Genomic DNA, 22,096 nt, shown 5'->3' with positions numbered 1-22,096 from the left:
CGCGACTGTCCCTCTTCTCATCAGGGCAGGCGCCTACGGCGTGTAGAAACGCAGCGGTCTGAAGCCAGAAAAGCGCTGACGCGAATTAAAACGAAGCCACCACGTAATGCGCGGCGATCCCCGCGAACAACGCGCCGCCGAGCCAGTTGTTGTGACGGAACGCGGCAAAGCACGGCATGCGCTCGCGATGGCGGATCAGCGTGTAGTGATAGATCGCGCAACCCACCGCGACCGCCCAGCCGAGCCAGTACAGCGGACCAAACCCGAGCGTCACGCCGATGCCGATGTAAATCCCGAGCGTCACCGCATAGCACAGCATGACCGCGGCCACGTCGAAACGGCCGAACGTCAGCGCCGACGTCCGGATGCCGATCTTGATGTCGTCGTCGCGATCGACCATCGCGTATTCGGTGTCGTACGCAACGGCCCAGAAGATATTCGCGACCAGCATCGCCCACGCGAGCAGCGGCACGTGATCCTGCACAGCGGCGAACGCCATCGGAATACCGAAGCCGAACGCGATGCCCAGATACGCCTGCGGAATCGCGAAGAAGCGCTTCACGAACGGATATGTGCCCGCGACGAACAGCGCGACCACCGACAACTCCTTGGTCAATGCATTGAGCGGCTGAATCAGTAGAAACGCGACCAGCGACAGCACGGTTGCCAACACGACCGCTTCCCACGCATTGATCTTGCCGGACGTGATCGGCCGGTTCTCGGTGCGCTTCACGTGACGGTCGAAATCGCGGTCCGCATAGTCGTTGATCGCGCAGCCGGCCGAGCGCATCAGCACCGTGCCGAGCGTGAAGATCACCAGCAATTGCCACGACGGATGACCGCCGGACGCGATCCACAGTGCGTTGAGCGTCGGCCACAGCAGCAGCAGGCTGCCGATCGGCTTGTCCATGCGCACGAGGCGCAGATACAGGGGAAGTCGGGCGAACATGGGACGAATTCGGTGAAGTGCGAACACGGTGCGCCTATTTTACGGGAAGCGCACGGCGGCCCAGGATTCGCGCGGCCGCGTATCGAAGTGCCACGCGCTCGAATCTGTGCGTCGTGCGGCAGCGGCGCAAAAAACAAAGCCTCCCGTGCAGGGAGGCTTGTGCGTTTTTAGCACGGCGCGCGCGATGCCGGCGCCGGCATCGGACTCGACTGGCTCAGCTGCGCCAAATCAGGCGAGCAGCGAGCGCAGCATCCATGCGGTCTTTTCGTGTGTCTGCATGCGTTGCGTGAGCAGGTCGGCGGTCGGCTCGTCGTTGGCGGCTTCCGTCGACGGGAAAATCGCGCGCGCGGTGCGCACCACGGCTTCCTGACCTTCGACCAGCTGACGGATCATGTCTTCCGCGGCCGGCACGCCGTCCGCTTCGGGGATCGACGACAGCTTCGCGAAATCCTTGTAGCTGCCCGGCGCATGCACGCCCAATGCACGGATGCGTTCGGCGATCGAGTCGACCGCGAGCGCGAGTTCGTTGTACTGCGTTTCGAACATCAGGTGCAGCGTATTGAACATCGGACCCGTGACGTTCCAGTGGAAGTTGTGGGTCTTCAGGTACAGCGTGTAGGTGTCGGCGAGCAGACGCGACAGCCCTTCGGCGATCTTCTTGCGATCCTTGTCGCTGATCCCGATGTTGACGTGCTGTACTGCTGCGGCGGCTTCTTTCTTGGCCATGATGACTCCTTTGAAGAGTGATACGAACCGGTCGGCAGATGACGGTCAGCGAAACACGAATAAAACGTTCGACAGTGTAGCGTGAATGCCGCAAGGTTTGCGCAACGCGTGCCCGAGAGCCTTGCTGCGCAGCCATTCTGGCGGTACGGCGCTCAGCCGCCCAGCGCGTGTTGCAACGCCTGCGCGGCGATTACCGCAAAGCCGCTCGCGACGATCGCAAAGCCCAGCGCCTTGCGAAACATCAACGCCTGCCATTGCGCCTGCATGCTCGGCGCGGCGGCCCGACCGCCAATGCTCGCCATCATCATCCGAATCATGATCGTACTCCGGGTTCGTCTCGTGACGGACCGCAGCAATGCGCCGCGCCGTCGATTGCTTTGCGACTGCTTTACCATCCGCCGCGTCTATGACGCCTAGCGGTTCCTGCCTTCCCGCAACGCGGCGAGCGCCGCGATCACACCCTCCGCGTAAGCCGGATCGGCGCGGCGGAAATGCTCGATCTGACGCGCGACGATCTCCTGCGGCACGCCGTCGATATGTCGCGCGATATTGCCGAACAGACGCTCACGTTGCGCGTCGTCGAACAGCGCGAACAACATGCGCGGCTGCGTGTAGTAGTCGTCGTCCTCGCGATGCTCGTAACGCGCGACCGCGCCCGCCGCGAGCGGCGGCTCGGACGCGTTCGCGTCCTGCACGAAGTCGCCGAAGCGATTCGGCTCGTAATTCACGTTGCCGCCGCGATTGCCGTCGGTGCGCAGCGCGCCATCGCGATGAAACGAATGCGGGTTCGGCACGCGCGGCGCATTCACCGGGATCTGGTGATGATTGATGCCGAGCCGGTAACGCTGCGTATCGCCGTACGAGAACAGCCGCCCCTGCAACAGACGGTCCGGCGAAAATCCTATGCCCGGCACCACGTTCGCCGGCGTGAACGCCGCCTGCTCGACGTCCGCGAAATAGTTCGCCGCGTTGCGATTCAGTTCGAGCGTGCCGACGTCGATCAACGGATAGTCCTTCTGCGACCACACCTTCGTGATGTCGAACGGATTGAAGCGGTAGTTCGCCGCATCCGCTTCCGGCATCACCTGAATTGCGAAGCGCCACTTCGGAAAGTTGCCCGCGTCGATGCTGTTCACCAGATCGCGCTGCGCGCTTTCGCGGTCATTGGCGACTACCTGCGCGGCATCGGCGTCGGTGAAGTTGTCGATGCCTTGCAGCGACTTGAAGTGGAACTTGACCCAGAAACGCTCGTCGCTCGCGTTGATGAACGAGTACGTGTGCGAGCCGAAGCCGTGCATCTGCCGGTAGTTCTTCGGAATGCCGCGATCGCTCATCAGAATCGTCACCTGATGCAGCGACTCCGGATGACTCGACCAGAAGTCCCACGCGGCGACGTTGCTGCGCAGATTCGTGTACGGATCACGCTTCTGCGTATGAATGAAGTCCGGAAACTTGAGCGGATCGCGAATGAAGAACACCGGCGTGTTGTTGCCGACCACGTCCCAGTTGCCTTCTTCGGTGTAGAACTTGATCGAGAAGCCGCGCACGTCGCGCTCGGCGTCGGCCGCGCCACGCTCGCCGGCCACCGTCGAAAAGCGCATGAACAGCGGCGTTTCCTGGCCGACCTGCGCGAATACCTTCGCCTTCGTGTAGCGCGAAATGTCGTGCGTCACCGTCAGCGTGCCGAACGCGCCCGAACCCTTCGCGTGAACGCGCCGCTCGGGAATCACTTCGCGATCGAAGTGCGCGAGCTTTTCGAGCAGCCAGACGTCCTGCAGCACCACGGGGCCACGCAGGCCGGCGGTCATCGAGTTCTGGTTATCGGCGACGGGCGCGCCGGCGGCATTGGTGAGCTTACGTTCGGACATGGACACTCCTGCGTGGTTTCTATCGAATCGGGGGCAAAGCATGCGGCATCCGTGCGCGACGGACGCCGTCACGGGTAGGCACGTCAGGCGGCCAGCACCCGGTCGGCCAGCAACGACCCGGCGACCGTACGGATACTCGGCGCGACGGCCGTCGTGGCCGGTTGCGCGGGAAAAGCGTGGATGGGCTGTGAAAGCGCGTGCATGGTGTTTTCCTCCTGGCTTGTCTCGCGCCCCGACTCGGAGTCCGGGCGCTGAGCCTTATCGAATAAAGGGATCGGGCGATCCGTGGAGGAAACTATAGCAACACCTATCGAATATTCGTATTTGATTAATTTAATCTATTCGATAGGGCTTGGGCCCTTTTTGCGGCAGGCCGCACCGGTGTCCGGCGCGGCTGCGGATGCTGGCGAGTCAGTTGACGGCGGCGGGCAGATCGAGCTTTTTGACGCCCGGCAGGTCGCACGCGGCGATTGCGTCACAGATCGCGTCGATCGCGGGCATGCGCGTGAAGCTCTTGCGCCATGCCAGCACGACGCGGCGATCGGGCACCGGCTCGTCGAACGCGACATAGCTGAGCAGGCCCGCGTCGATACCGCCCGCATGTGGCTTGACCTCGTACACCGACATGCGCGGCAGCACGGTAATGCCGACGCCGCTGGCGACCATATGACGAATCGTTTCGAGCGACGAGCCCTCGAAGGTCTTCTGGATGCCGTCGGCGTTCTGCGAAAAGCGCATCAGCTCGGGACACACGCCGAGCACGTGATCGCGGAAGCAGTGCCCGCTGCCGAGCAGCAGCATGGTTTCCTGCTTCAGGTCGTCGGGGTCGATCTTCGGGCGGCTTTCCCATGCGTGGCCGGACGGCAGCGCGACGACGAACGGCTCGTCGTACAGCGGACGCAGCATCAGCCCGGTTTCGGGAAACGGCAGCGCCATGATCGCCACGTCGATTTCGCCCTGCTTGAGCAGCTCGATCAGCTTCAGCGTGTAGTTTTCCTGCAGCATCAGCGGCATTTGCGGCACGCGCCGGATCATCTGCTTGACGAGCGTCGGCAGCAGGTACGGTCCGATGGTGTAGATCACGCCGAGGCGCAGCGGACCGAGCAGCGGGTCCTTGCCCTGCTTGGCGATTTCCTTGATCGCGAGCGTCTGCTCGAGCACGCGTTGCGCCTGCGTAACGATCTGTTCGCCGATCGGCGTCACGCTGACCTCGCTGGTTCCGCGCTCGAAAATCTGCACGTTCAGCTCGTCTTCGAGCTTCTTGATGGCGACGGACAGCGTGGGCTGGCTGACGAAACACGCTTCGGCGGCACGGCCGAAGTGCCGCTCGCGGGCCACCGCCACGATGTATTTCAATTCGGTGAGCGTCATTCGGGGATCAATCAGTCCGATGGATTCGATAGGTTCTAGTTATACACCTATAGGGTCGGTTCGCCAACTTTTTAGCCGTTGTGCTTGCGGCGGGGACGGCGCTCAGGCCTTCAGATACTGCTCGCGCGCGCCGAGCCAGCGCGCCAGATGCTGAATGACCACGTCCGGATATTGGTCGAGCAGCGTCGCGGCGGCTTCGCGCGCCGGCTCGATGAGGTGCTGATCGTTCTGCAGGTCGGCGAAACGCAGCATCGCGGCGCCTGACTGCCGCGCGCCGAGGAACTCGCCAGGCCCGCGAATTTCGAGGTCGCGGCGGGCAATCTCGAAGCCGTCGGTGGTTTCGCGCATCGTTTGCAGGCGCGCGCGGGCGGTCATCGACAGCGGTCCGGTGTAGAGCAGCACGCAGACCGACGCGGCGCTGCCGCGCCCCACGCGTCCGCGCAACTGATGCAGCTGCGCGAGACCGAAGCGCTCCGCATGCTCGATCACCATCAACGATGCGTTCGGCACGTCGACGCCGACTTCGATCACCGTGGTCGCGACCAGCAGCTGGATCTCGTTGCGCGAGAACGCGTCCATCACCGTGGCCTTTTCGGCGGGCGCGAGGCGCCCGTGCACCAGCCCGACCTTCAGCTCGGGCAGCGCGGCCACCAGCGTCTCGTAGGTCTCGACCGCGGTTTGCAACTGCAGGGTCTCGCTTTCCTCGATCAGCGGACACACCCAGTACACCTGGCGCCCCGTCAACGCCGCCTCGCGCACGCGGCCGATCACCTCTTCGCGGCGCGCGTCGGACACGAGCTTCGTGAGGATCGGGGTGCGGCCGGGCGGCAGTTCGTCGATCGTGGAGACGTCGAGGTCCGCGTAGTAGGTCATGGCGAGCGTGCGCGGAATCGGCGTCGCGGACATCATGAGTTGATGCGGCTGGAAGTCGGCCGCGCCGTCGGCGGCGCCCTGCGCCTTCGCGCGCAACGCGAGCCGTTGCGCGACGCCGAAGCGATGCTGCTCGTCGACGATCACGAGTCCGAGGCGCGCGAACTCGACCGCGTCCTGAATGATCGCGTGCGTGCCGATCACGAGCTGCGCGGTGCCGAGCGCGGCCGCTTCGATCGCGGCGCGCTTCTCCTTCGTCTTCAGACTGCCCGCGAGCCACGCGACACTCACGCCGAGCGGCTCGAGCCAGCCGCGCAATTTGCGCGCGTGCTGCTCGGCGAGAATTTCGGTCGGCGCCATCAGCGCGGCCTGGTAGCCGGCGTCGATCGCCTGCGCGGCGGCGAGCGCCGCAACGATCGTCTTGCCGCTGCCGACGTCGCCCTGCAACAGCCGCTGCATCGGATGCGGCTGCGTCAGGTCGAGCGCGATCTCGCCGCCGACGCGCTGCTGCGCGGCCGTCAGCGAAAATGGCAGCGCCTTCAGCAGCCGCGCGACCAGCGCCGATTCGTCGCCGAGCTTGCGGCGCGGCATGGCCGGCGCGGCGCGCGTGCGCCCGCTCGTCGTGCGCGCGCTTCAGCGACATCTGCTGCGCGAGCAGCTCCTCGAACTTGATGCGCACCCAGGCCGGATGCGTGCCGTCGATCAGCGCCGTTTCGTCCGACTGCGGGCCCGGATGATGCAGCGTGCGCACCGCGTCCATCAGCGCCGGCACGCCGAGCGGTTCGAGAAACGCGCGCGCGACCGGCGCGGGCAGCAACTCCGGCAGCGACGTGCGCGCGAGCGCGTTGTCGATTGCCTTGCGCAGATACACCTGCGACACGCCCGCGGTGCTCGGATAGACCGGTGTCAGCGCCTGCGGCAGCGGCGTGTCTTCATCGACGACGCGCACGGTCGGATGCACCATCTCCATGCCGAAGAAGCCGCCCCGCACGTCGCCGCGCACGCGCAGGCGCGCGCCGGGCGCCATCTGCTTGACCTGCGAGCCGTAGAAATTCAGAAAGCGCAGCACGAGTTCGTCGCCGTCGGCGTCGCGCAGCTTCACGAGCAGCTGCCGGCGCGGGCGATAGGCGATCTCATTGTCGAACACCACGCCTTCGGTTTGCGCGATGCCGCCGGGCAGCAAGTGACCGATCGGCGTCAGCGAGGTTTCGTCTTCGTAGCGCATCGGCAGATGCAGCACGAGGTCGATGTCGCGTGTGAGGCCGAGTTTGGCGAGCTTGTCGGCGGTTTTGACCGGGGCTTTGGCGGCGGCTTTTGCCGCGCCTTTGGTTTTGGCGGCGGGTTTGTCGTCGCTCGCGTGGTCGGCGGCGAATTGATCCGGCGGGTCGCCCGCGTGGCCGCCGGGCTTGTCGCCGTCGCGCCCGAGATCGTGGCCAGCGGCCATCATGCCGCCTTGTGCGCCCGCTTGCGCCGCATCTCGCTCCCCCGCCTCCGCCCGCGCACCGCGGCGCCGCGGTTCAGCGCCCGCTTCGAGGGTGGCAACGGACGATCGGCGGTCGGACAAAGGCATAGGCTGCTTCGCAAGTACAATATCGGGTGCTGTCGAAAAGAAGTCGTGCCGCCCTTCGCGCGTCCAGCGTAGGCAGGATGCGGCACAAAGCGCGCGGGCCGCTTCGGCGTCCCGCCATCATAGCCGCCCGGCTCCGGCTTCGGCTCAATTCAGTCCCAAATCAGTCCCAACCCGCTTCCAGTCGTTCGCATGTTTACGCTTTCCGATTTCGATTTCGATCTGCCGCCCGAGCTGATCGCGCAAGTCGCGCTGCCCGAGCGCAGCGCAAGCCGTCTGCTCGACGTGGACGCCGCAGGCGCCGCCGACGGCGCCGCGCGCCTGATCGACCGCCGCTTCACCGAACTGCCCGAGTGCCTCGCGCCGGGCGATCTGCTCGTCTTCAACGATACCAAAGTGCTGAAGGCGCGCTTCTTCGGCCAGAAGTCGAGCGGCGGCAAGATCGAAGTGCTGGTCGAGCGCCTGACTGGCGAGCGCAGCGCGCTCGCGCAGATCCGGGCGAGCAAGAGCCCGCAGGCGGGCACGACGATCCGTCTCGCGGATGCGTTCGACGTCACCGTCGGCGAGCGCGTCGATCAGTTCTACACGCTGCATTTCCCCGACGACTGCCTGACGCTGATCGAGCAGTACGGCCGTCTGCCGCTGCCGCCGTACATCGAGCACGACCCCGACGCGACCGACGAAACCCGCTATCAGACCGTATTCGCGCAGAACCCGGGCGCGGTCGCCGCGCCGACCGCCGGCCTGCACTTCGACGACACGCTGCTCGGCCGCCTCGACGCCCTCGGCATCGACCGCGCGACGCTGACGCTGCACGTCGGCGCGGGCACGTTTCAGCCGGTGCGCGTCGAAAACATCGCCGAGCACAAGATGCACAGCGAGTGGTATCACCTGCCGCAAGCGCTCGCGGACAAGATCGCCGCGACCAAAGCGCGCGGCAACCGCGTGATCGCGGTCGGCACGACCTCGCTGCGCGCGCTCGAAGCCGCCGCGCGCGACGCCGAAGCCGCCGGCCATCCGCTCGGCGCGGCGAGCGCGGAAACCGACATCTTCATCACGCCGGGCTACCGGTTCCGCGTGGTCGACCGGCTGGTCACGAACTTCCATTTGCCGAAATCTACGCTGCTGATGCTGGTGTCGGCGTTCGCGGGCGTCGAGACGATTCGCGCCGCGTACCGTCATGCGATCGACGAGCGCTATCGTTTTTTCAGCTACGGTGACGCGATGCTGCTCACGCGGCGCGATGCATGAGCCGGTTCGAGCACTGCTTCAGCGTATTGGCAGTCTTCCTAGCCGCCGCGATCCCTCGTGGCGGTTTTCATTGATTGCGCCGGACTGTTTTCCGGTAGCCCAGGAGTGATCCCCATGACCCTTGGTCATCTCTCGCAACATCCTGCCCACGAGCGCCCGGAGAATGGCCTCAAATTCGAACTGCTCGGCACCGACGGCCTTGCGCGCCGCGGCCGCGTCACGCTCAATCACGGCGTGGTGGAGACACCGATCTTCATGCCGGTCGGCACCTACGGCACCGTGAAGGCGGTCCAGCCGCGCGAGCTCGACGAAATGCACGCGCAGATCATCCTCGGCAATACGTTTCACCTGTGGCTGCGACCCGGCCTCGAAACCATCGAGGCGCACGGCGGCCTGCACCGCTTCATGGGCTGGAAGAAGCCGATCCTGACCGACTCGGGCGGCTTCCAGGTGTTCTCGCTCGGCGATCTGCGCAAGATCACCGAGGACGGCGTCACGTTCGCGTCGCCGATCAACGGCGACCGGCTGTTCCTGTCGCCGGAAGTGTCGATGCAGATCCAGAAGGTGCTGAACTCGGACATCGTGATGCAGTTCGACGAATGCACGCCGTACGCGACCAACAACATCCCGACCTCGCACAAGGAAGCCGCCGAATCGATGCGCATGTCGATGCGCTGGGCGCAACGCTCGATCGACGAATTCAAGCGCCTCGGCAATCCGAATGCGCTGTTCGGCATCGTGCAGGGCGGCATGTTCGAGGATCTGCGCGACGAGTCGCTCGCCGGCCTCGCGCAGAAGAACTTCCACGGCCTCGCGATCGGCGGTCTGTCGGTTGGCGAGCCGAAGGAAGACATGATGCGGATCCTGAACCACATCGGCCCCAAGCTGCCGGCCGACAAGCCGCACTACCTGATGGGCGTCGGCACGCCGGAAGACCTGGTGGCCGGCGTCGCGGCCGGCGTCGACATGTTCGACTGCGTGATGCCCACGCGCAACGCGCGCAACGGCTGGCTCTTCACGCGTTTCGGCGACATCAAGATCCGCAACGCGACGCACAGGAACTCGCTGCGCCCGCTCGACGAGCAATGCGGCTGCTACACCTGCCGCAACTTCACGCGCGGCTATCTGCACCACCTGCATCGCGTCGGCGAAATTCTCGGCGCGCAGCTGAACACGATCCACAACCTGCATTACTACCTGGAACTGATGCAGGAAATGCGCGATGCGATCGAGGCGAAACTGTTCGAGACATTCCGCAAGCGTTTCCACGAAGACCGCGCGCGCGGCGTCGAACCGTCGTCCTGACGGCCCGCCACATGGATTGCGCATGCCGCACGCGGACAACTTACAATTTACTTTCGCCGGCCGCTGAATTTGCCCCGAATCGGACCTTTAAACGGTTGATCGCAAAGCCAATTCGCCGCGCCGGCGCGCGTGTGGCCGGTGGTAGAATAATCGGCTGATTTTTTTGATCGTTTGACTGATAACGGAGAGACCAACGTGTCGTTCATTTCCAATGCCTTCGCGCAAGGCGCAGCAGCAGGTGGTATCGAATCGAACCTGATGAGCTTCCTGCCGCTGATCCTGATGTTCGGCGTACTGTACTTCATCATGATTCGCCCGCAAATGAAGCGTCAGAAGGAACATCGCAACATGCTCGCAGCGATGGCCAGGGGCGATGAAGTCGTGACGAACGGCGGTATCGTCGGCAAGGTGACGAAGGTGGGCGAAGCCTACGTCGGCATCGAAATCTCGGAAGGCACGGAAGTCACCGTGCAAAAGGCGTCGGTCACGACAATTCTCCCGAAGGGCACGATCAAGTCGCTGTAAGGCCTGCACTCCCCGCGTCCGGTGCGGCCTCGCCGGCGGTTCAGGCAGTTCGCTGAACGGCCCGCGCTCATCGCCGGACGCATCGCATCCAAGCCAACCTTCCCGTTGGACCACTCATGAATCGCTACCCCCTCTGGAAATACGCCGTGATGCTGGTGGCTCTGGTCATCGGCCTCGTGTACACGCTGCCCAATCTGTACGGCGAAGCGCCGGCGGTGCAGGTGTCGAGCGGCAAGGCCACGGTCAGACTCGACGCCGCCACGCTAGCGTCGATCGAAGCCGCGCTCGCGGCCAATCACATCAAGCCGACCGCAATCACGTTCGACAACTCGCAGAACAACGCGAACATCCGCGTGCGCCTGACGAACACGGACACGCAGTTGCGCGTGAAAGACCTGCTGCAGAAGTCGCTCAATAGCGACCCGAACGATCCGCAGTACGTCGTCGCACTGAACCTGCAAAGCGCGTCGCCGACCTGGATGACCGCGCTGCGCGCGCTGCCGATGTACCTCGGTCTCGACCTGCGCGGCGGTGTGCACTTCCTGCTGCAGGTCGACATGGCCGGCGCGCTGAACAAGAAGCTCGACTCGGACGCCTCGGACGTGCGCACGCTCCTGCGCGACAACAACGTGCGCGACGGCGGCGTGAATCGCGTGAACCAGTCGGTGGTGGTGAATCTGGCCGACCAGGCCACGGCGGACGCGGCACTCAAGCTGCTCAGCCGCAGCGTCAGCGAACTTCAGTGGGCGTCGCAGCCGAACACCGGGGCGGACGGCGGCGTGCAGCTCGTCGGCACCTTTACGCCGGCCGTGCAGCGCGAGGTGCAGGAGGCCGCGCTCAAGCAGAACATCACGACGCTGCATAACCGCGTGAACGAACTCGGCGTGGCCGAGCCGGTGATCCAGCAACAGGGCACGGACCGCATCGTCGTCGAGCTGCCGGGCGTGCAGGACACCGCGAAGGCGAAGGACATCATCGGCCGTACGGCGACGCTCGAAGCGCGCCTCGCCGATCCGGTCAACACGCATCCGAACCCGAACGAGCCGGTGCCGCCGGGCGATGAACTCTTCACGCAAGGCAACCAGACGCCGGTGCTGCTGCGCAAGCAGGTGATCTTCACCGGCGACCGCATCATCGACGCGTCGGCGGGCTTCGACGAGCATCAGCGTCCGACGGTCAATATCCGTCTCGACTCGGCCGGCGGCCGCGCGGTGCGCGCGGTATCGCGTGACAACATCGGCAAGCCAATGGCGATGGTGCTGTTCGAGCACGGCAAGGGCGAAGTGCTGACCGTCGCGACGATTCAGTCGGAACTGGGCGACCGCTTCCAGATCACCGGCCAGCCGACCCCCCAAGCGGCCGCCGACCTCGCGCTGCTGCTGCGCGCCGGTTCGCTCGCCGCGCCGATGGAAATCATCGAGGAACGCACGATCGGCCCGAGCCTCGGCGCCGACAACATCAAGAAGGGCTTCCACTCGGTCGTGTGGGGCTTCGCGGCCATCGCCGTATTCATGAGCGCGTACTACATGCTGTTCGGCGTGATCTCGATGATCGGCCTGTCCGTGAACCTGCTGCTGCTGGTCGCGGTGCTGTCGATGCTGCAGGCCACGCTCACGCTGCCGGGTATCGCCGCTATCGCGCTCGCGCTCGGTATGGCGATCGACGCGAACGTGCTGATCAACGAGCGCGTGCGCGAGGAACTGCGCCACGGCGCGCCGCCGCAACTGGCCATCCAGAACGGCTACGCGCATGCATGGGCGACGATTCTCGACTCGAACGTGACCACGCTGATCGCCGGCCTCGCGCTGCTCGCGTTCGGCTCCGGTCCGGTGCGCGGCTTCGCGATCGTCCACTGTATCGGCATTCTGACGTCGATGTTCTCGGCGGTGTTCTTCTCGCGCGGCCTGGTCAACTTCTGGTACGGCGGCAAGAAGAAGCTGAAGTCGCTGTCGATCGGCCAGGTGTGGCGTCCGCAAACGGCGGCGGCAGGCTCGGCCGCGTATGCCGGCAACACCCTCGGCGGCAGCGACGCCGCGACCGACACCGCGCAGGCCATCGCCACGGCGAAGGCGAAGGCGAAAGCAAGCTCGAAGGCACCGGCCGCGGCCGGCGCGCAGGGTCGCTCGAAACCGACCGTGCGTCGCCGCAATGCGCCGGGCACGCCGACGTCGAATGACTCGACGCGGCAAAAACCGGGTTCATCCCGCTGAGTCCCGGAGAACAAGACCATGGAATTTTTCCGTTTCCGTAAAGACATTCCGTTCATGCAGCGCGCGTTGATCTTCAACGCGATCTCGCTGATCACCTTCCTCGCCGCCGTGTTCTTCCTCGTGCATCGCGGGCTGCATCTGTCGGTGGAATTCACCGGCGGTACCGTGATCGAGGTGCAGTATCCGGGCGCGGTGCCGCTCGACCCGGTGCGTAACACGCTCGGCAAGCTCGGCTATGCCGACGCGCAGGTGCAGAACTTCGGCACCTCGCGCGACGTACTGATCCGTCTGCCGCTGAAGACGGGCTACACGTCCGCGCAGCAGAGCGACCAGGTGATGGGCGCGCTGAAGGCCGACACGCCGGAAGTGCAGTTGCAGCGCGTCGAGTTCGTCGGTCCGCAGGTCGGCAAGGAGCTCGCCACCGACGGTCTGCTCGCACTCGCCTGCGTGGTGGCCGGCATCGTGATCTACCTGTCGTTCCGCTTCGAATGGAAGTACGCGATCGCCGGCGTGATCGCCAACCTGCACGACGTCGTCATCATTCTCGGCTTCTTCGCGTTCTTCCAGTGGGAGTTCTCGCTGTCGGTGCTGGCCGCGGTGCTCGCGGTGCTCGGCTATTCGGTCAACGAGTCGGTCGTTATCTTCGACCGGATTCGCGAAACCTTCCGCCGCGAACGCAAGATGACCGTGATCGAAGTGATCAACCACGCAATCACCAGCACGATGTCGCGAACCGTCATCACGCACGGCTGTACGCAGATGATGGTGCTGTCGATGTTCCTGTTCGGCGGCCCGACGCTGCACTACTTCGCGCTCGCGCTGACGGTCGGTATTCTGTTCGGTATCTACTCGTCGGTGTTCGTCGCCGCGGCTCTTGCCATGTGGTTCGGCGTCAAGCGCGAAGACCTGATCAAGGACAAGAAGGAACGCGTCGATCCGGACGATCCGAACGCGGGCGCCCAGGTTTGATGCGCGCGTAACCGCTGAGGATGCGCAATCGGGTAGGAGGCGGGGTTGCCCCCGCCGTCCTCCCACAACACCGGACGTACGGATCACGTATCCGGCGTTTCCTGACGACTGGATTGCTCCAGCGAGCTTCGTTTCGTTCGTCGTGTCGCCTGTCGTTCAATGGACACCCCAACCTCTCTCAGGCTTCCGGCCGTCAAGTTTGATCGCAGGCTCCCGGCTGTGCCGAGACTTGTGCCCAAACGCTCAGAGAGCACGCGTGACTATCCACTCTCGTCAGGTTCGGCCCTTCACTGCTCCGGTTCCGAGCCGCTACTATGGCCTCTGCTGACTCCCGCCAGCCCATCCCGGCACCTTGCGATGCCAGTAGCACAAGGCAGACTGACGGGGCTCCCAGGGTAATGCGCGCGACCTTCCTGCTTATGCCTGTCGGATCTACGTCGTGGCGTTCCGTGCAAGTATTGGGCTTTACAGATCTTGGACTGCTCACCCCGCCACACCGCCTGATATCCGCTTCCTGTTCGTCAGGCCAGCATTTTGCCTGCGGCTTCCTTCAGATTCCGCCTTACGACGGACACCCTTGCCGTTCAGCTAGCACTTCCCCTTGCCGGGTGTGCAGAGGACTTTCACCCCCAAGTCATCCGGCTCGCCACCACAGCGGGTCGGACAGCGCCAGTCACGGCGCTACGCGCCATGCCTGGCGCACCAATAAAAAAGGCCGGTTCTGTCGAACCGGCCTTTTGCGTTTGCGTACGCAGTCGTTACCGCCTCGTTCCTAGCGGAACCCCAGCTTGCGCCGTGCGCCGATCAGCGCCGCGATGCTCAGCAGCGCGGCAAACATCACGTAGTAGCTCGGCGCTGCCTTCGAACCGGTCGCGCTGATCAGCCACGCGATGATGAACGGCCCGAAGCCGCCGAAGATCGTCACCGCGATGTTATACGCGAGCGACATGCCGGTCGTGCGCGTCTGCACCGGGAATATCTCCGACAGCAGTCCCGGCGTCGCGCCGAAGTAGCCGCTGACGAGAAAACCGAACACGATCTGCCACACGATCAGCGTGCCGAAGCTCGGATGCGCGATCAGGAACGCGAACGCCGGATAGACGAGCACGAACAGCAGCACGGCCGCGCCCAGCATGATGCGTGTGCGTCCATGCAGGTCCGACCAATGCCCGGCCACCGGCGAGAACACCATCTGGATCAGACCCGTCACCGCGATCGCCGAGAACGCGACCGACGGCGCGAGCCCCAGTTGCCGCACGCCATAGGTCGGCATGAACAGCATCAGATACGCGGACACGGTCCCGAGGATCACCACGCCCATCGCGATCACGAGCCGCAACTTCTGCGTCGCGAACGTATCGCGCAGCGGCGTCTGCGTCGTTTCGGCGGCGAGGAATTCGGGCGTCTCGTCGAGCCTGGTGCGGATGTAGAACGCGACGGGCCCGATCAGCAGACCGAAGAAGAACGGCACGCGCCAGCCCCACGATGCCATCTGTTCCGGCGACAGCTGGCCGGTCAGCAACGCGCCGAAACCGGCCGCGAGCAGCGTCGTCAGACCCTGGCTCGCCATCTGCCAGCTCGCGTAGAAGCCGCGCCGGCCCGGCACGTGCTCGGCGAGAAACGCAGTCGCGCTGCCGAATTCGCCGCCGGCCGAGAAGCCTTGCATCAGCCGCGCGAGCACGAGGATCAGCGGCGCGGCGAGACCGATGCTCTGGTAGGTCGGCAAAATCGCGATGATCAGCGTGCCGCTCATCATCAGCAGGATGGAAAGCGTGAGCGCCCCCTTGCGCCCGGCGCGGTCCGAGTACGCGCCGATCACGATCGCGCCGAGCGGCCGCATGAAGAATGACACGCCGAACGTGCCGAGCGTGAGCAGCAGCGATACGGTCTCGTTGCCGGCCGGAAAAAACAGCTTGGAGATGGTCACGGCGAAAAAGCCGTACACCACGAGGTCGAACCATTCGAGCGCGTTGCCGATCGAGGCGGCCACCACCGCGCGCCACGAATTCTGCCGGCCTCCCGCGACGCTTGCTGCTGTCGTTGCATTCATCCAGATCTCCTGTACGCGAAATATTTATCGACACGAACGCATAACGTCCGCCCAGGCCATCCCGGCAACGCGCAGCACCGGCATGACTGCTTGCGCTCTATTTAACTGAAAAAATAAAGGCGATGCGAGCGACAAATGGCCGAGGCGCGCCACCATGGCCGAGGCGTTCGCAACGGGCGACAAAAAACCGCTTCGTCGGTGAACGACCAAAGCGGTTTTCGTATTGCGGCGCAGCGCGGATCGAATCGCAACAGCGGCGCGGCTACTGCTGCTTAATACCTTCCGACTGGATATGCAGGCGCGTCTGCATGCTGAAGCCGTACTTCGCGCCGAAGTCCATGCCGTAATCGGCGCGATTGAATTCGGTGCTCGCCTCGACGCCGCAGACTTCGCGCTTGAGGACCGGGTGCTGCATGCACTTGAACGAATCGATCTTCAGATTCACCGGCTTCGTGATGCCGCGAATCGTCAGCGTGCCGATCACCTCGACGGGCTTGTCGCCGTCGAACTTGATCTCGGTGCCCTTGTAGGTCACGGTCGGATACTTCTCGACGTCGAAGAACTCGGCGGCCCTCAGGTGATCGTCGAGCTTCGGGTTGCCGGTCTGCACCGAAGCGGGATCGACGGTGACGTCGACGGTGCCGGTTTTGGCCGCGCGATCGAGCGTCACCGTTCCCGTGGTCTTCGTGAATTTGCCGCGCCAGATCGACAGACCGCCAAAGTGGTCGGCCTCGAAGCTCGGAAACGTATGCATCGGATCAAGCAGATAGGTATCGGCGGCGAAGGCGCCGAGCGACAGCGACGAAGCCAGCGCGCCAATAGCGATCAATATGGACGTTTTCAATTCGTGCTCCTGTTTTGCGTTGAAAATCGCGGTGCAACCTGCGGTGGGAAAGCGGCCGCGCCCCACGTGGCGCGGCGGACCTCGCGAGCGCCGTGCGCGTTACTTGCGCGCGGCGACGATATGAAACTTGATCACGACCTCGTCGGCGACGACCGATGTGTCCTTCCATTCGCCGGTGCCGATGTCGAACTGCGAGCGCTTGATCGGCAGCGCGCCGTCGAAGGTCTGCATCGCGCCCTGCTGGCCGACCGTGACCGGCACCACGACCGTCTCCGACTTGCCCTTGATGGTCAGCTTACCGGTCACCTTGAACTGGTTGCCGCCGTCCGGCGCGATCGCGCTCGACACGAACGTCGCGCTCGGAAAGGTCTTCGCGTCGAACCATTCCTTGCCGCGCACCTGCTCGTTGTAGCTCTCGTCGCCGAGATCGTAGCTGGCGACGTCGATGTTGAGCTGCGCGCTGCCGGCCGTCGGTTTGGCCGGATCGAAGCTGACCTGCGCGGTGAACTTGTTGAACTTGCCTTCGACCGGCACGTTCATCTGCTTCGAGGTAGCCGTCACCGAACTCTTCGCGACGTCGACCTGCGCGAGCGCCGCGCCTGCGGCGCTCAGCGACGCCGCTGCGAACGCGGCCAGCATGTAGCGATAAAACGAACCCTTCATGGTTGTCCTTATTTGAGGAAAGGGAGCATGCGCGACAGCAGGCCGTCGCGATCGAGCCATTGATGCTTGAGCGCCGCCGCGGTGTGTAGCGCGACCAGCACGAGCAACGTGTAATTCAACGCGATGTGCAGGTTCTTCAGCACTTCCTTCAGGTGCGGATCGGGCGCGATGATTCGCGGCAGCGGAATCAGCCCGAGGTAGACGACCGGCACGTTCGCCGCCGAGCTATACAGATAGCCGGACACGGGAATCACGATCATCAGCACGTACAGCAACAGATGTGTGAGATGCGCGGCGCCACGCTGCCAGGTGGGCATGCGGCGCGGCATCGGCGGCGAGGCGTGGGTCGCGCGCCACAGGATGCGCACGATCGCGAGCGCGAACACGGTCACGCCGATCCATTTGTGCCACGAGAAATAGCGCAGCTTGGTGGGCGTGAAGCCCGGGATGTCGGTCATCACCCAGCCGAGCGCAAAGCCGCAGATGATCAGCAGTGCGATCAGCCAGTGAAACGCGATGGCGGTCCGCGTGTACGACTCCCGGGTACCGAACGATGGATTGAGTGTCATGACAGATCAACGCAGGCTAATGGAAGTTAACGGCGCGCCGCGGCCAGCTATTCCGCGATCGCCGCCGCGCATCGGCGCGGCGTGCGCGGCCGATGCGGCGGACATCATCGCCACAAAAGGCGGCCGGGCATGCCACGGGCGCCATGCTACCCCAAGCGCGAAAAGCTGGCTGGAGCGCATCGGCGGAACGGGCCCGAATTTTGCGCTGCAATGGCCCCAGGGCGCCGCGTCACCGCCCTTGCGTTGAACGATTCGGGGACCGAAAGCCCCGAAGCGACGCCATCTCAGGCCCGGACCAGCGCGCGTCGGGGACGGCGCCACGCCCCGCGCCGCGCGCGGCTCGCGTCGGTCGCGAGGCCGCGTTTGGTACTATTGCTGCTCACCGCCGCCCGACCCCTCGTAACGAGCAGGCCTTGCACGCCGCTACTACGTCGTTAGCCCATCTGCCGCATGGAACATGACAACCTGATCGCGTGCCATGAATGCGATACGCTGTTCCGCAAGCCACGGCTTGTCGGGCGCGTCGCCGCGCGTTGTCCGCGCTGCGGCGCGACGCTCTATCGCGGCGTCTCGCGCAAGCTCGACGCGATCTGCGCACTGACGCTCGCTGCGCTGATCACGTTCGTGATCGCGCAGGGCTTTCCGATCGTCGAACTCGAAACCAACGGCATCACATCACAGACTACGCTGTTCGGCGCGCTCGTCGCGCTGTGGGGCGAGAACATGCAGATCGTCGCCGTGATGGTGTTCTGCTCGACGATCCTCTTTCCGTTCACCGAACTCGTCGCGCTGCTGTACGTGCTGGTGCCGCTACGCGCCGGCTACGTGCCCGCGCACTTCAATCGCGTGCTGCGCGCGATCCAGTTCGTGCGGCCGTGGGGCATGATCGAAGTGTTCATGCTCGGCGTGCTGATCACGATCGTGAAGATGGTGAGCCTCGCGCGCGTGATTCCCGAGGCGGCGCTGTTCGCGTTCGGCGCGCTGACGCTGATGTTCGCGGTCGTCGTCACATTCGATCCGCGCGTGCTGTGGGATGTCGCCGACGAGATCGACGCGAGCGGCGATCGGCCGTTGCCGCGCACGTCGGCCGACAGCGCGGCGGTCGCGGTCGGCTCGCTCGCCGGTCCGCCGGCGCCGTCCGCGCGCGTCGCGGGCTCGACCAGCGGCAGCGCTGGTGGCACAACCAACAGCACGGCGGACGGCACCCCGCCCGGCTTGCCGCCCACGCCGCGCGAAGGATGAGCCCGCGATGAAATACGTCACCGCGAAACGCGCGGGCCTGCTGTCCTGCCATTCGTGCGGGCGCGTCGAACCGCGCATCCGCTCGGTCACGCCGCAGCACTGCGGCCGCTGCGGCGCGCATCTGCACTCGCGCAACCCCGACAGCCTGATGCGCACATGGGCACTGCTGATTGCCGCGGCGCTGCTGTATATCCCGGCGAACCTGCTGCCGGTGATGCACACGTCGTCGCTGCTCGGCTCCGAGGACGACACCATCATGAGCGGCGTCGTCTATTTCTGGACTTCCGGCGACTGGCCGCTCGCGATGATCGTATTCATCGCCAGCATCCTGGTGCCGATGCTGAAGCTCTCGGTGCTCGTGCTGCTCACCGCTACCGCGCAGCGCCGCTCGCGCTGGCGTCCGCAACAGCGCACGACGCTGTACCGGATGGTCGAGCGGATCGGCCGCTGGTCGATGCTCGACGTGTTCGTCGTCACGCTCACCGTGGCGCTCGTGCGTTTCAAATCGTTGGCCGAGATCACGGCCGGGCCGGGCGCGATCGCGTTCGGCTCGGTCGTGATCCTGACGATGCTGGCCTCCATGCAATTCGATCCACGCCTCATCTGGGACCCCGTGGAAAGCCGTACCCCAACACCTCAGGATCTCGACCATGACTAGCCCGCAAGGACCGACGCCCGCTTCCGATGACGCGCCGCGCAACGATTCGAACGGACCCAGACTGCCGCCCCAACTGCCCGACCCCGAGATCGAGCCACGCAGCCGCTGGCTGCCGTCGCTCGTCTGGGTGATTCCGCTGATCGCCGCGCTGATCGGCATCGCGCTCGTGATCAGGTCGGTGACCGAGCGCGGACCCGTGATCACGATCAGCTTCATCAGCGCGGAAGGCCTCGAGCCGGGCAAGACCAAGGTCAAGTACAAGGACGTCGACGTGGGCGCGGTGAAGACGATCACGCTGTCGCCGGATCTGTCGCACGTGCTCGTGCAGGTGCAGCTCACCAAGGAAGGCGGAAAGTTCGCGGTCAAGGACTCGCGCTTCTGGGTGGTGCGTCCGCGCATCGGCGCGAGCGGCGTGTCGGGTCTGACCACGCTGCTGTCGGGCTCGTACATCGGCGCCGACGCGGGCCGCTCGACCGAAAGCGAGAGCAACTTCGTCGGCCTCGAAACGCCGCCGCCCATCACCGGCGACCAGAAAGGTCACCAGTACACGCTGCACGGCGATTCGCTCGGCTCGATCGACATCGGCTCGCCGATCTTCTACCGGCGCGTGCAGGTGGGTCAGGTGGTCGGCTTCTCGCTCGACAGGGACGGCACCGGCGTGACGATGCGGGTGTTCGTGTCGGCGCCGTTCGACCAGTACGTCGGCACCAACACGCGCTGGTGGCATGCGAGCGGCGTCGATCTGCGGCTCGATTCGAGCGGCTTCAAGCTGAACACGCAGTCGCTCGCGACGGTGATCGTCGGCGGTCTGTCGTTCCAGTCGCCGCCCGGCCAGAACATGGGCCCGCAGGCGCCGAACAATCAGACCTTCCGCCTCGGCTCGGACGAAGCGGACGCGATGCGCGAACCAGACGGCGTGCCCTTGCGCGTCGTGATGAACTTCAACCAGTCGCTGCGCGGGCTGTCGATCGGCGCACCGGTCGATTTCCGCGGCATCGTGCTCGGCCAGGTGACCAATATCGGCATCGACTACGATCCGAAGACGCAGAGCTTCACGATGCCGGTCACGATGAACGTGTACCCGGACCGCCTCGGCAAGCGCTTCCGCGAGAGCTCGCCGCAGCCGGGCACGCTCGCCGGCGAGAACCTGATGCAGGAACTCGTCAGGCACGGCCTGCGCGGCCAGTTGCGCACCGGCAACCTGATCACGAGCCAGCTGTACGTGGCGCTCGATATCTTCCCGAAAGCGCCGCCGGCCAAGGTCGACGTGACGACCGATCCGCTCGAGCTGCCGACCATTCCGAACACGCTCGACGAATTGCAGCTGCAGGTCGCCGACATCGCGAAGAAGCTCGACAAGGTGCCGTTCGACCAGATCGGCGCGAATCTGAACACCGCGCTGAAGAACGCCGACCAGCTGTTCTCGCGTCTCGACAAGGAAGTCGTGCCGCAGGCGCGCGACACGCTGACGGCCGCGAAGCAGACCTTCAGTTCGGCCCAGGCAACCTTGCAGCAGGATTCGCCGATGCAGTCCGATGTTCATCAGGCGTTGCAGGAACTGACGCGCACGTTGCAGTCGCTGAACGCGCTGTCGGACTACCTCGAGCGTCATCCCGAATCACTGTTGCGCGGTAAATCAGGAGATAAACCATGATGTTTGCCCGGCTCCCCCGTCCGCCGCGCGCGCTCGTGCGCGGTGCCGTACGCGGCGTCGCGTACGGCACCGCACTGGCCGCGGCTCTCGCCATCGCGGCGTGCTCGTCGCCGTCGAGCCGTTTCTATACGCTGGGTGGCGCGGATAGCGCAAGCACCGCCGCGAACGGCGCCGCGCCGGCCGTCGCGCGCACGAGCGCCGCGCCTGCCTGGCTGATCGAAGTCGCGCCGGTCAACGTGCCGCCGCAGGTGGCGAGAAATCAGCTGGTCGTGCAGACCGGGCCGACTCAGGTGCAGTTGCTCGAACAGGAGCGTTGGGCGTCGCTGCCCGGCGATGAAATCCGCCGCGCGCTGTCGACGAATCTGACGCAGCAGCTCGGCACCATCGATACGTTCGGCACCGCGCACCCCGACGACGCGGCCGTGTACCGGATCGCCATGAACGTGCAGCGCTTCGAGTCGTGGCCCGGCTCGCATGTGTTGATCGATGCGGTGTGGAGCGTGCGGGCCGTGCGCAGCAATGCGGTGATGACGTGTCGCAGCGTGGTCCGCGAGACGGTTGGCGGCGGGTACGACGCGCTCGTCGATGGACATCGGCGCGCGCTCGCGGAAGTGTCGACACAGATCGCGATGGGCGTGCGCGCGATGGCGGCAACTGCCGTCGCTTCCACGAACACGACGGGCCGGCCTTCGTCTTCGGCCAGACCCGCCGCGGCGCCGGCCGTGCCGCCCTGTCCTTCGGCGGGAACGGCCGCGGGAGCCGGCGCCTGACAGGCCCGGCTGGCGCGGCGAGCTCAACGGTGTCC

At 65.1% G+C, this 22,096-nt stretch carries 18 protein-coding genes and 1 pseudogene; 9 read left to right on the top strand and 10 right to left on the bottom strand.

Annotated features, from left to right (window positions below; all coding sequences use genetic code 11):
- Positions 1–85 precede the first annotated feature (85 nt).
- From ubiA to recG, 6 genes and pseudogenes are all read right to left on the bottom strand, one after another.
- Positions 86–949 (bottom strand): 4-hydroxybenzoate octaprenyltransferase, encoded by an 864-nt coding sequence (gene ubiA / locus OKW27_RS31395; RefSeq protein WP_429335765.1) that lies wholly within the window; start codon positions 947–949, stop codon positions 86–88.
- Positions 950–1,177: 228 nt separating this feature from the next.
- Positions 1,178–1,675, bottom strand: a complete 498-nt coding sequence (locus tag OKW27_RS31390; protein ID WP_184034504.1) for a Dps family protein — start codon at positions 1,673–1,675, stop codon at positions 1,178–1,180.
- Positions 1,676–1,827: 152 nt separating this feature from the next.
- Entirely contained in the window at positions 1,828–1,992 is a 165-nt protein-coding gene (locus OKW27_RS31385) for a hypothetical protein (RefSeq protein ID WP_184034506.1), read from the bottom strand.
- 96 nt (positions 1,993–2,088) lie between these two features.
- Complete coding sequence (locus OKW27_RS31380) at positions 2,089–3,543, bottom strand: catalase (protein WP_429335764.1); 1,455 nt, start codon at positions 3,541–3,543, stop codon at positions 2,089–2,091.
- Between the two features lie 411 nt (positions 3,544–3,954).
- Positions 3,955–4,914: a LysR substrate-binding domain-containing protein gene (locus OKW27_RS31375; RefSeq protein ID WP_090803085.1), complete on the bottom strand. Its 960-nt coding sequence runs from the start codon at positions 4,912–4,914 to the stop codon at positions 3,955–3,957.
- 102 nt (positions 4,915–5,016) lie between these two features.
- Positions 5,017–7,354 (bottom strand): annotated as a pseudogene (recG, locus tag OKW27_RS31370) (ATP-dependent DNA helicase RecG).
- Between the two features lie 189 nt (positions 7,355–7,543).
- Here recG and queA point away from each other — a divergent pair.
- From queA to secF, 5 genes are all read left to right on the top strand, one after another.
- On the top strand, positions 7,544–8,602 hold the full coding sequence (gene queA / locus OKW27_RS31365) for a tRNA preQ1(34) S-adenosylmethionine ribosyltransferase-isomerase QueA (RefSeq protein WP_429335763.1): 1,059 nt from the start codon (positions 7,544–7,546) through the stop codon (positions 8,600–8,602).
- Positions 8,603–8,716: 114 nt separating this feature from the next.
- A complete protein-coding gene (gene tgt / locus OKW27_RS31360; RefSeq protein WP_429335762.1) occupies positions 8,717–9,907 on the top strand; it encodes a tRNA guanosine(34) transglycosylase Tgt in 1,191 nt (396 codons plus the stop codon).
- A gap of 195 nt (positions 9,908–10,102) precedes the next feature.
- Positions 10,103–10,432, top strand: a complete 330-nt coding sequence (gene yajC, locus OKW27_RS31355; protein WP_184034524.1) for a preprotein translocase subunit YajC — start codon at positions 10,103–10,105, stop codon at positions 10,430–10,432.
- A gap of 116 nt (positions 10,433–10,548) precedes the next feature.
- Positions 10,549–12,642 (top strand): protein translocase subunit SecD, encoded by a 2,094-nt coding sequence (gene secD, locus OKW27_RS31350; protein ID WP_429335761.1) that lies wholly within the window; start codon positions 10,549–10,551, stop codon positions 12,640–12,642.
- Positions 12,643–12,660: 18 nt separating this feature from the next.
- The gene (secF, locus tag OKW27_RS31345; RefSeq protein WP_090803074.1) at positions 12,661–13,611 is read left to right on the top strand and encodes a protein translocase subunit SecF; all 951 of its coding nucleotides are present in this window, start codon (positions 12,661–12,663) and stop codon (positions 13,609–13,611) included.
- A gap of 772 nt (positions 13,612–14,383) precedes the next feature.
- Here secF and OKW27_RS31340 read toward each other — a convergent pair.
- The 4 genes from OKW27_RS31340 to OKW27_RS31325 form a co-directional block, all read right to left on the bottom strand.
- On the bottom strand, positions 14,384–15,661 hold the full coding sequence (locus OKW27_RS31340) for an MFS transporter (protein ID WP_429335760.1): 1,278 nt from the start codon (positions 15,659–15,661) through the stop codon (positions 14,384–14,386).
- Between the two features lie 262 nt (positions 15,662–15,923).
- Entirely contained in the window at positions 15,924–16,493 is a 570-nt protein-coding gene (locus OKW27_RS31335; RefSeq protein ID WP_429336610.1) for a YceI family protein, read from the bottom strand.
- A 111-nt stretch (positions 16,494–16,604) separates the two neighbouring features.
- Entirely contained in the window at positions 16,605–17,168 is a 564-nt protein-coding gene (locus OKW27_RS31330; protein WP_429335759.1) for a YceI family protein, read from the bottom strand.
- Positions 17,169–17,176: 8 nt separating this feature from the next.
- A complete protein-coding gene (locus OKW27_RS31325) occupies positions 17,177–17,737 on the bottom strand; it encodes a cytochrome b (RefSeq protein WP_429335758.1) in 561 nt (186 codons plus the stop codon).
- Positions 17,738–18,187: 450 nt separating this feature from the next.
- Between OKW27_RS31325 and OKW27_RS31320 the strand changes: the two genes are divergently transcribed.
- The 4 genes from OKW27_RS31320 to OKW27_RS31305 are packed head-to-tail and all read left to right on the top strand — an operon-like array spanning position 18,188 to position 22,061.
- Positions 18,188–18,979, top strand: coding sequence for a paraquat-inducible protein A (locus OKW27_RS31320; RefSeq protein WP_429335757.1), 792 nt, complete (start codon positions 18,188–18,190; stop codon positions 18,977–18,979).
- A 7-nt stretch (positions 18,980–18,986) separates the two neighbouring features.
- A complete protein-coding gene (locus tag OKW27_RS31315; RefSeq protein ID WP_429335756.1) occupies positions 18,987–19,637 on the top strand; it encodes a paraquat-inducible protein A in 651 nt (216 codons plus the stop codon).
- Positions 19,630–21,291, top strand: a complete 1,662-nt coding sequence (locus tag OKW27_RS31310; RefSeq protein WP_090803064.1) for an intermembrane transport protein PqiB — start codon at positions 19,630–19,632, stop codon at positions 21,289–21,291. Before OKW27_RS31315 ends, OKW27_RS31310 begins: the two co-directional genes overlap by 8 nt.
- Positions 21,288–22,061, top strand: a complete 774-nt coding sequence (locus OKW27_RS31305; RefSeq protein WP_429335755.1) for a PqiC family protein — start codon at positions 21,288–21,290, stop codon at positions 22,059–22,061. The genes OKW27_RS31310 and OKW27_RS31305 overlap by 4 nt, the downstream gene beginning before the upstream one ends.
- Positions 22,062–22,096: the final 35 nt, after the last annotated feature.

It is taken from the genome of Paraburkholderia sp. 35.1, assembly GCF_050436525.1.
Lineage (GTDB): Bacteria > Pseudomonadota > Gammaproteobacteria > Burkholderiales > Burkholderiaceae > Paraburkholderia > Paraburkholderia tuberum.
This window is presented reverse-complemented; position numbering and strand designations above follow the sequence as displayed.

What these genes read in the sequence shown, in the direction of transcription:
- ubiA (WP_429335765.1), bottom strand. Translation starts at nt 949, where the DNA reads ATGTTCGCCCGACTTCCCCTGTATCTGCGCCTCGTGCGCATGGACAAG.
- OKW27_RS31390 (WP_184034504.1), bottom strand. Translation starts at nt 1,675, where the DNA reads ATGGCCAAGAAAGAAGCCGCCGCAGCAGTACAGCACGTCAACATCGGG.
- OKW27_RS31385 (WP_184034506.1), bottom strand. Translation starts at nt 1,992, where the DNA reads ATGATTCGGATGATGATGGCGAGCATTGGCGGTCGGGCCGCCGCGCCG.
- OKW27_RS31380 (WP_429335764.1), bottom strand. Translation starts at nt 3,543, where the DNA reads ATGTCCGAACGTAAGCTCACCAATGCCGCCGGCGCGCCCGTCGCCGAT.
- OKW27_RS31375 (WP_090803085.1), bottom strand. Translation starts at nt 4,914, where the DNA reads ATGACGCTCACCGAATTGAAATACATCGTGGCGGTGGCCCGCGAGCGG.
- queA (WP_429335763.1), top strand. Translation starts at nt 7,544, where the DNA reads ATGTTTACGCTTTCCGATTTCGATTTCGATCTGCCGCCCGAGCTGATC.
- tgt (WP_429335762.1), top strand. Translation starts at nt 8,717, where the DNA reads ATGACCCTTGGTCATCTCTCGCAACATCCTGCCCACGAGCGCCCGGAG.
- secD (WP_429335761.1), top strand. Translation starts at nt 10,549, where the DNA reads ATGAATCGCTACCCCCTCTGGAAATACGCCGTGATGCTGGTGGCTCTG.
- secF (WP_090803074.1), top strand. Translation starts at nt 12,661, where the DNA reads ATGGAATTTTTCCGTTTCCGTAAAGACATTCCGTTCATGCAGCGCGCG.
- OKW27_RS31340 (WP_429335760.1), bottom strand. Translation starts at nt 15,661, where the DNA reads ATGAATGCAACGACAGCAGCAAGCGTCGCGGGAGGCCGGCAGAATTCG.
- OKW27_RS31330 (WP_429335759.1), bottom strand. Translation starts at nt 17,168, where the DNA reads ATGAAGGGTTCGTTTTATCGCTACATGCTGGCCGCGTTCGCAGCGGCG.
- OKW27_RS31325 (WP_429335758.1), bottom strand. Translation starts at nt 17,737, where the DNA reads ATGACACTCAATCCATCGTTCGGTACCCGGGAGTCGTACACGCGGACC.
- OKW27_RS31320 (WP_429335757.1), top strand. Translation starts at nt 18,188, where the DNA reads ATGGAACATGACAACCTGATCGCGTGCCATGAATGCGATACGCTGTTC.
- OKW27_RS31315 (WP_429335756.1), top strand. Translation starts at nt 18,987, where the DNA reads ATGAAATACGTCACCGCGAAACGCGCGGGCCTGCTGTCCTGCCATTCG.
- OKW27_RS31310 (WP_090803064.1), top strand. Translation starts at nt 19,630, where the DNA reads ATGACTAGCCCGCAAGGACCGACGCCCGCTTCCGATGACGCGCCGCGC.
- OKW27_RS31305 (WP_429335755.1), top strand. Translation starts at nt 21,288, where the DNA reads ATGATGTTTGCCCGGCTCCCCCGTCCGCCGCGCGCGCTCGTGCGCGGT.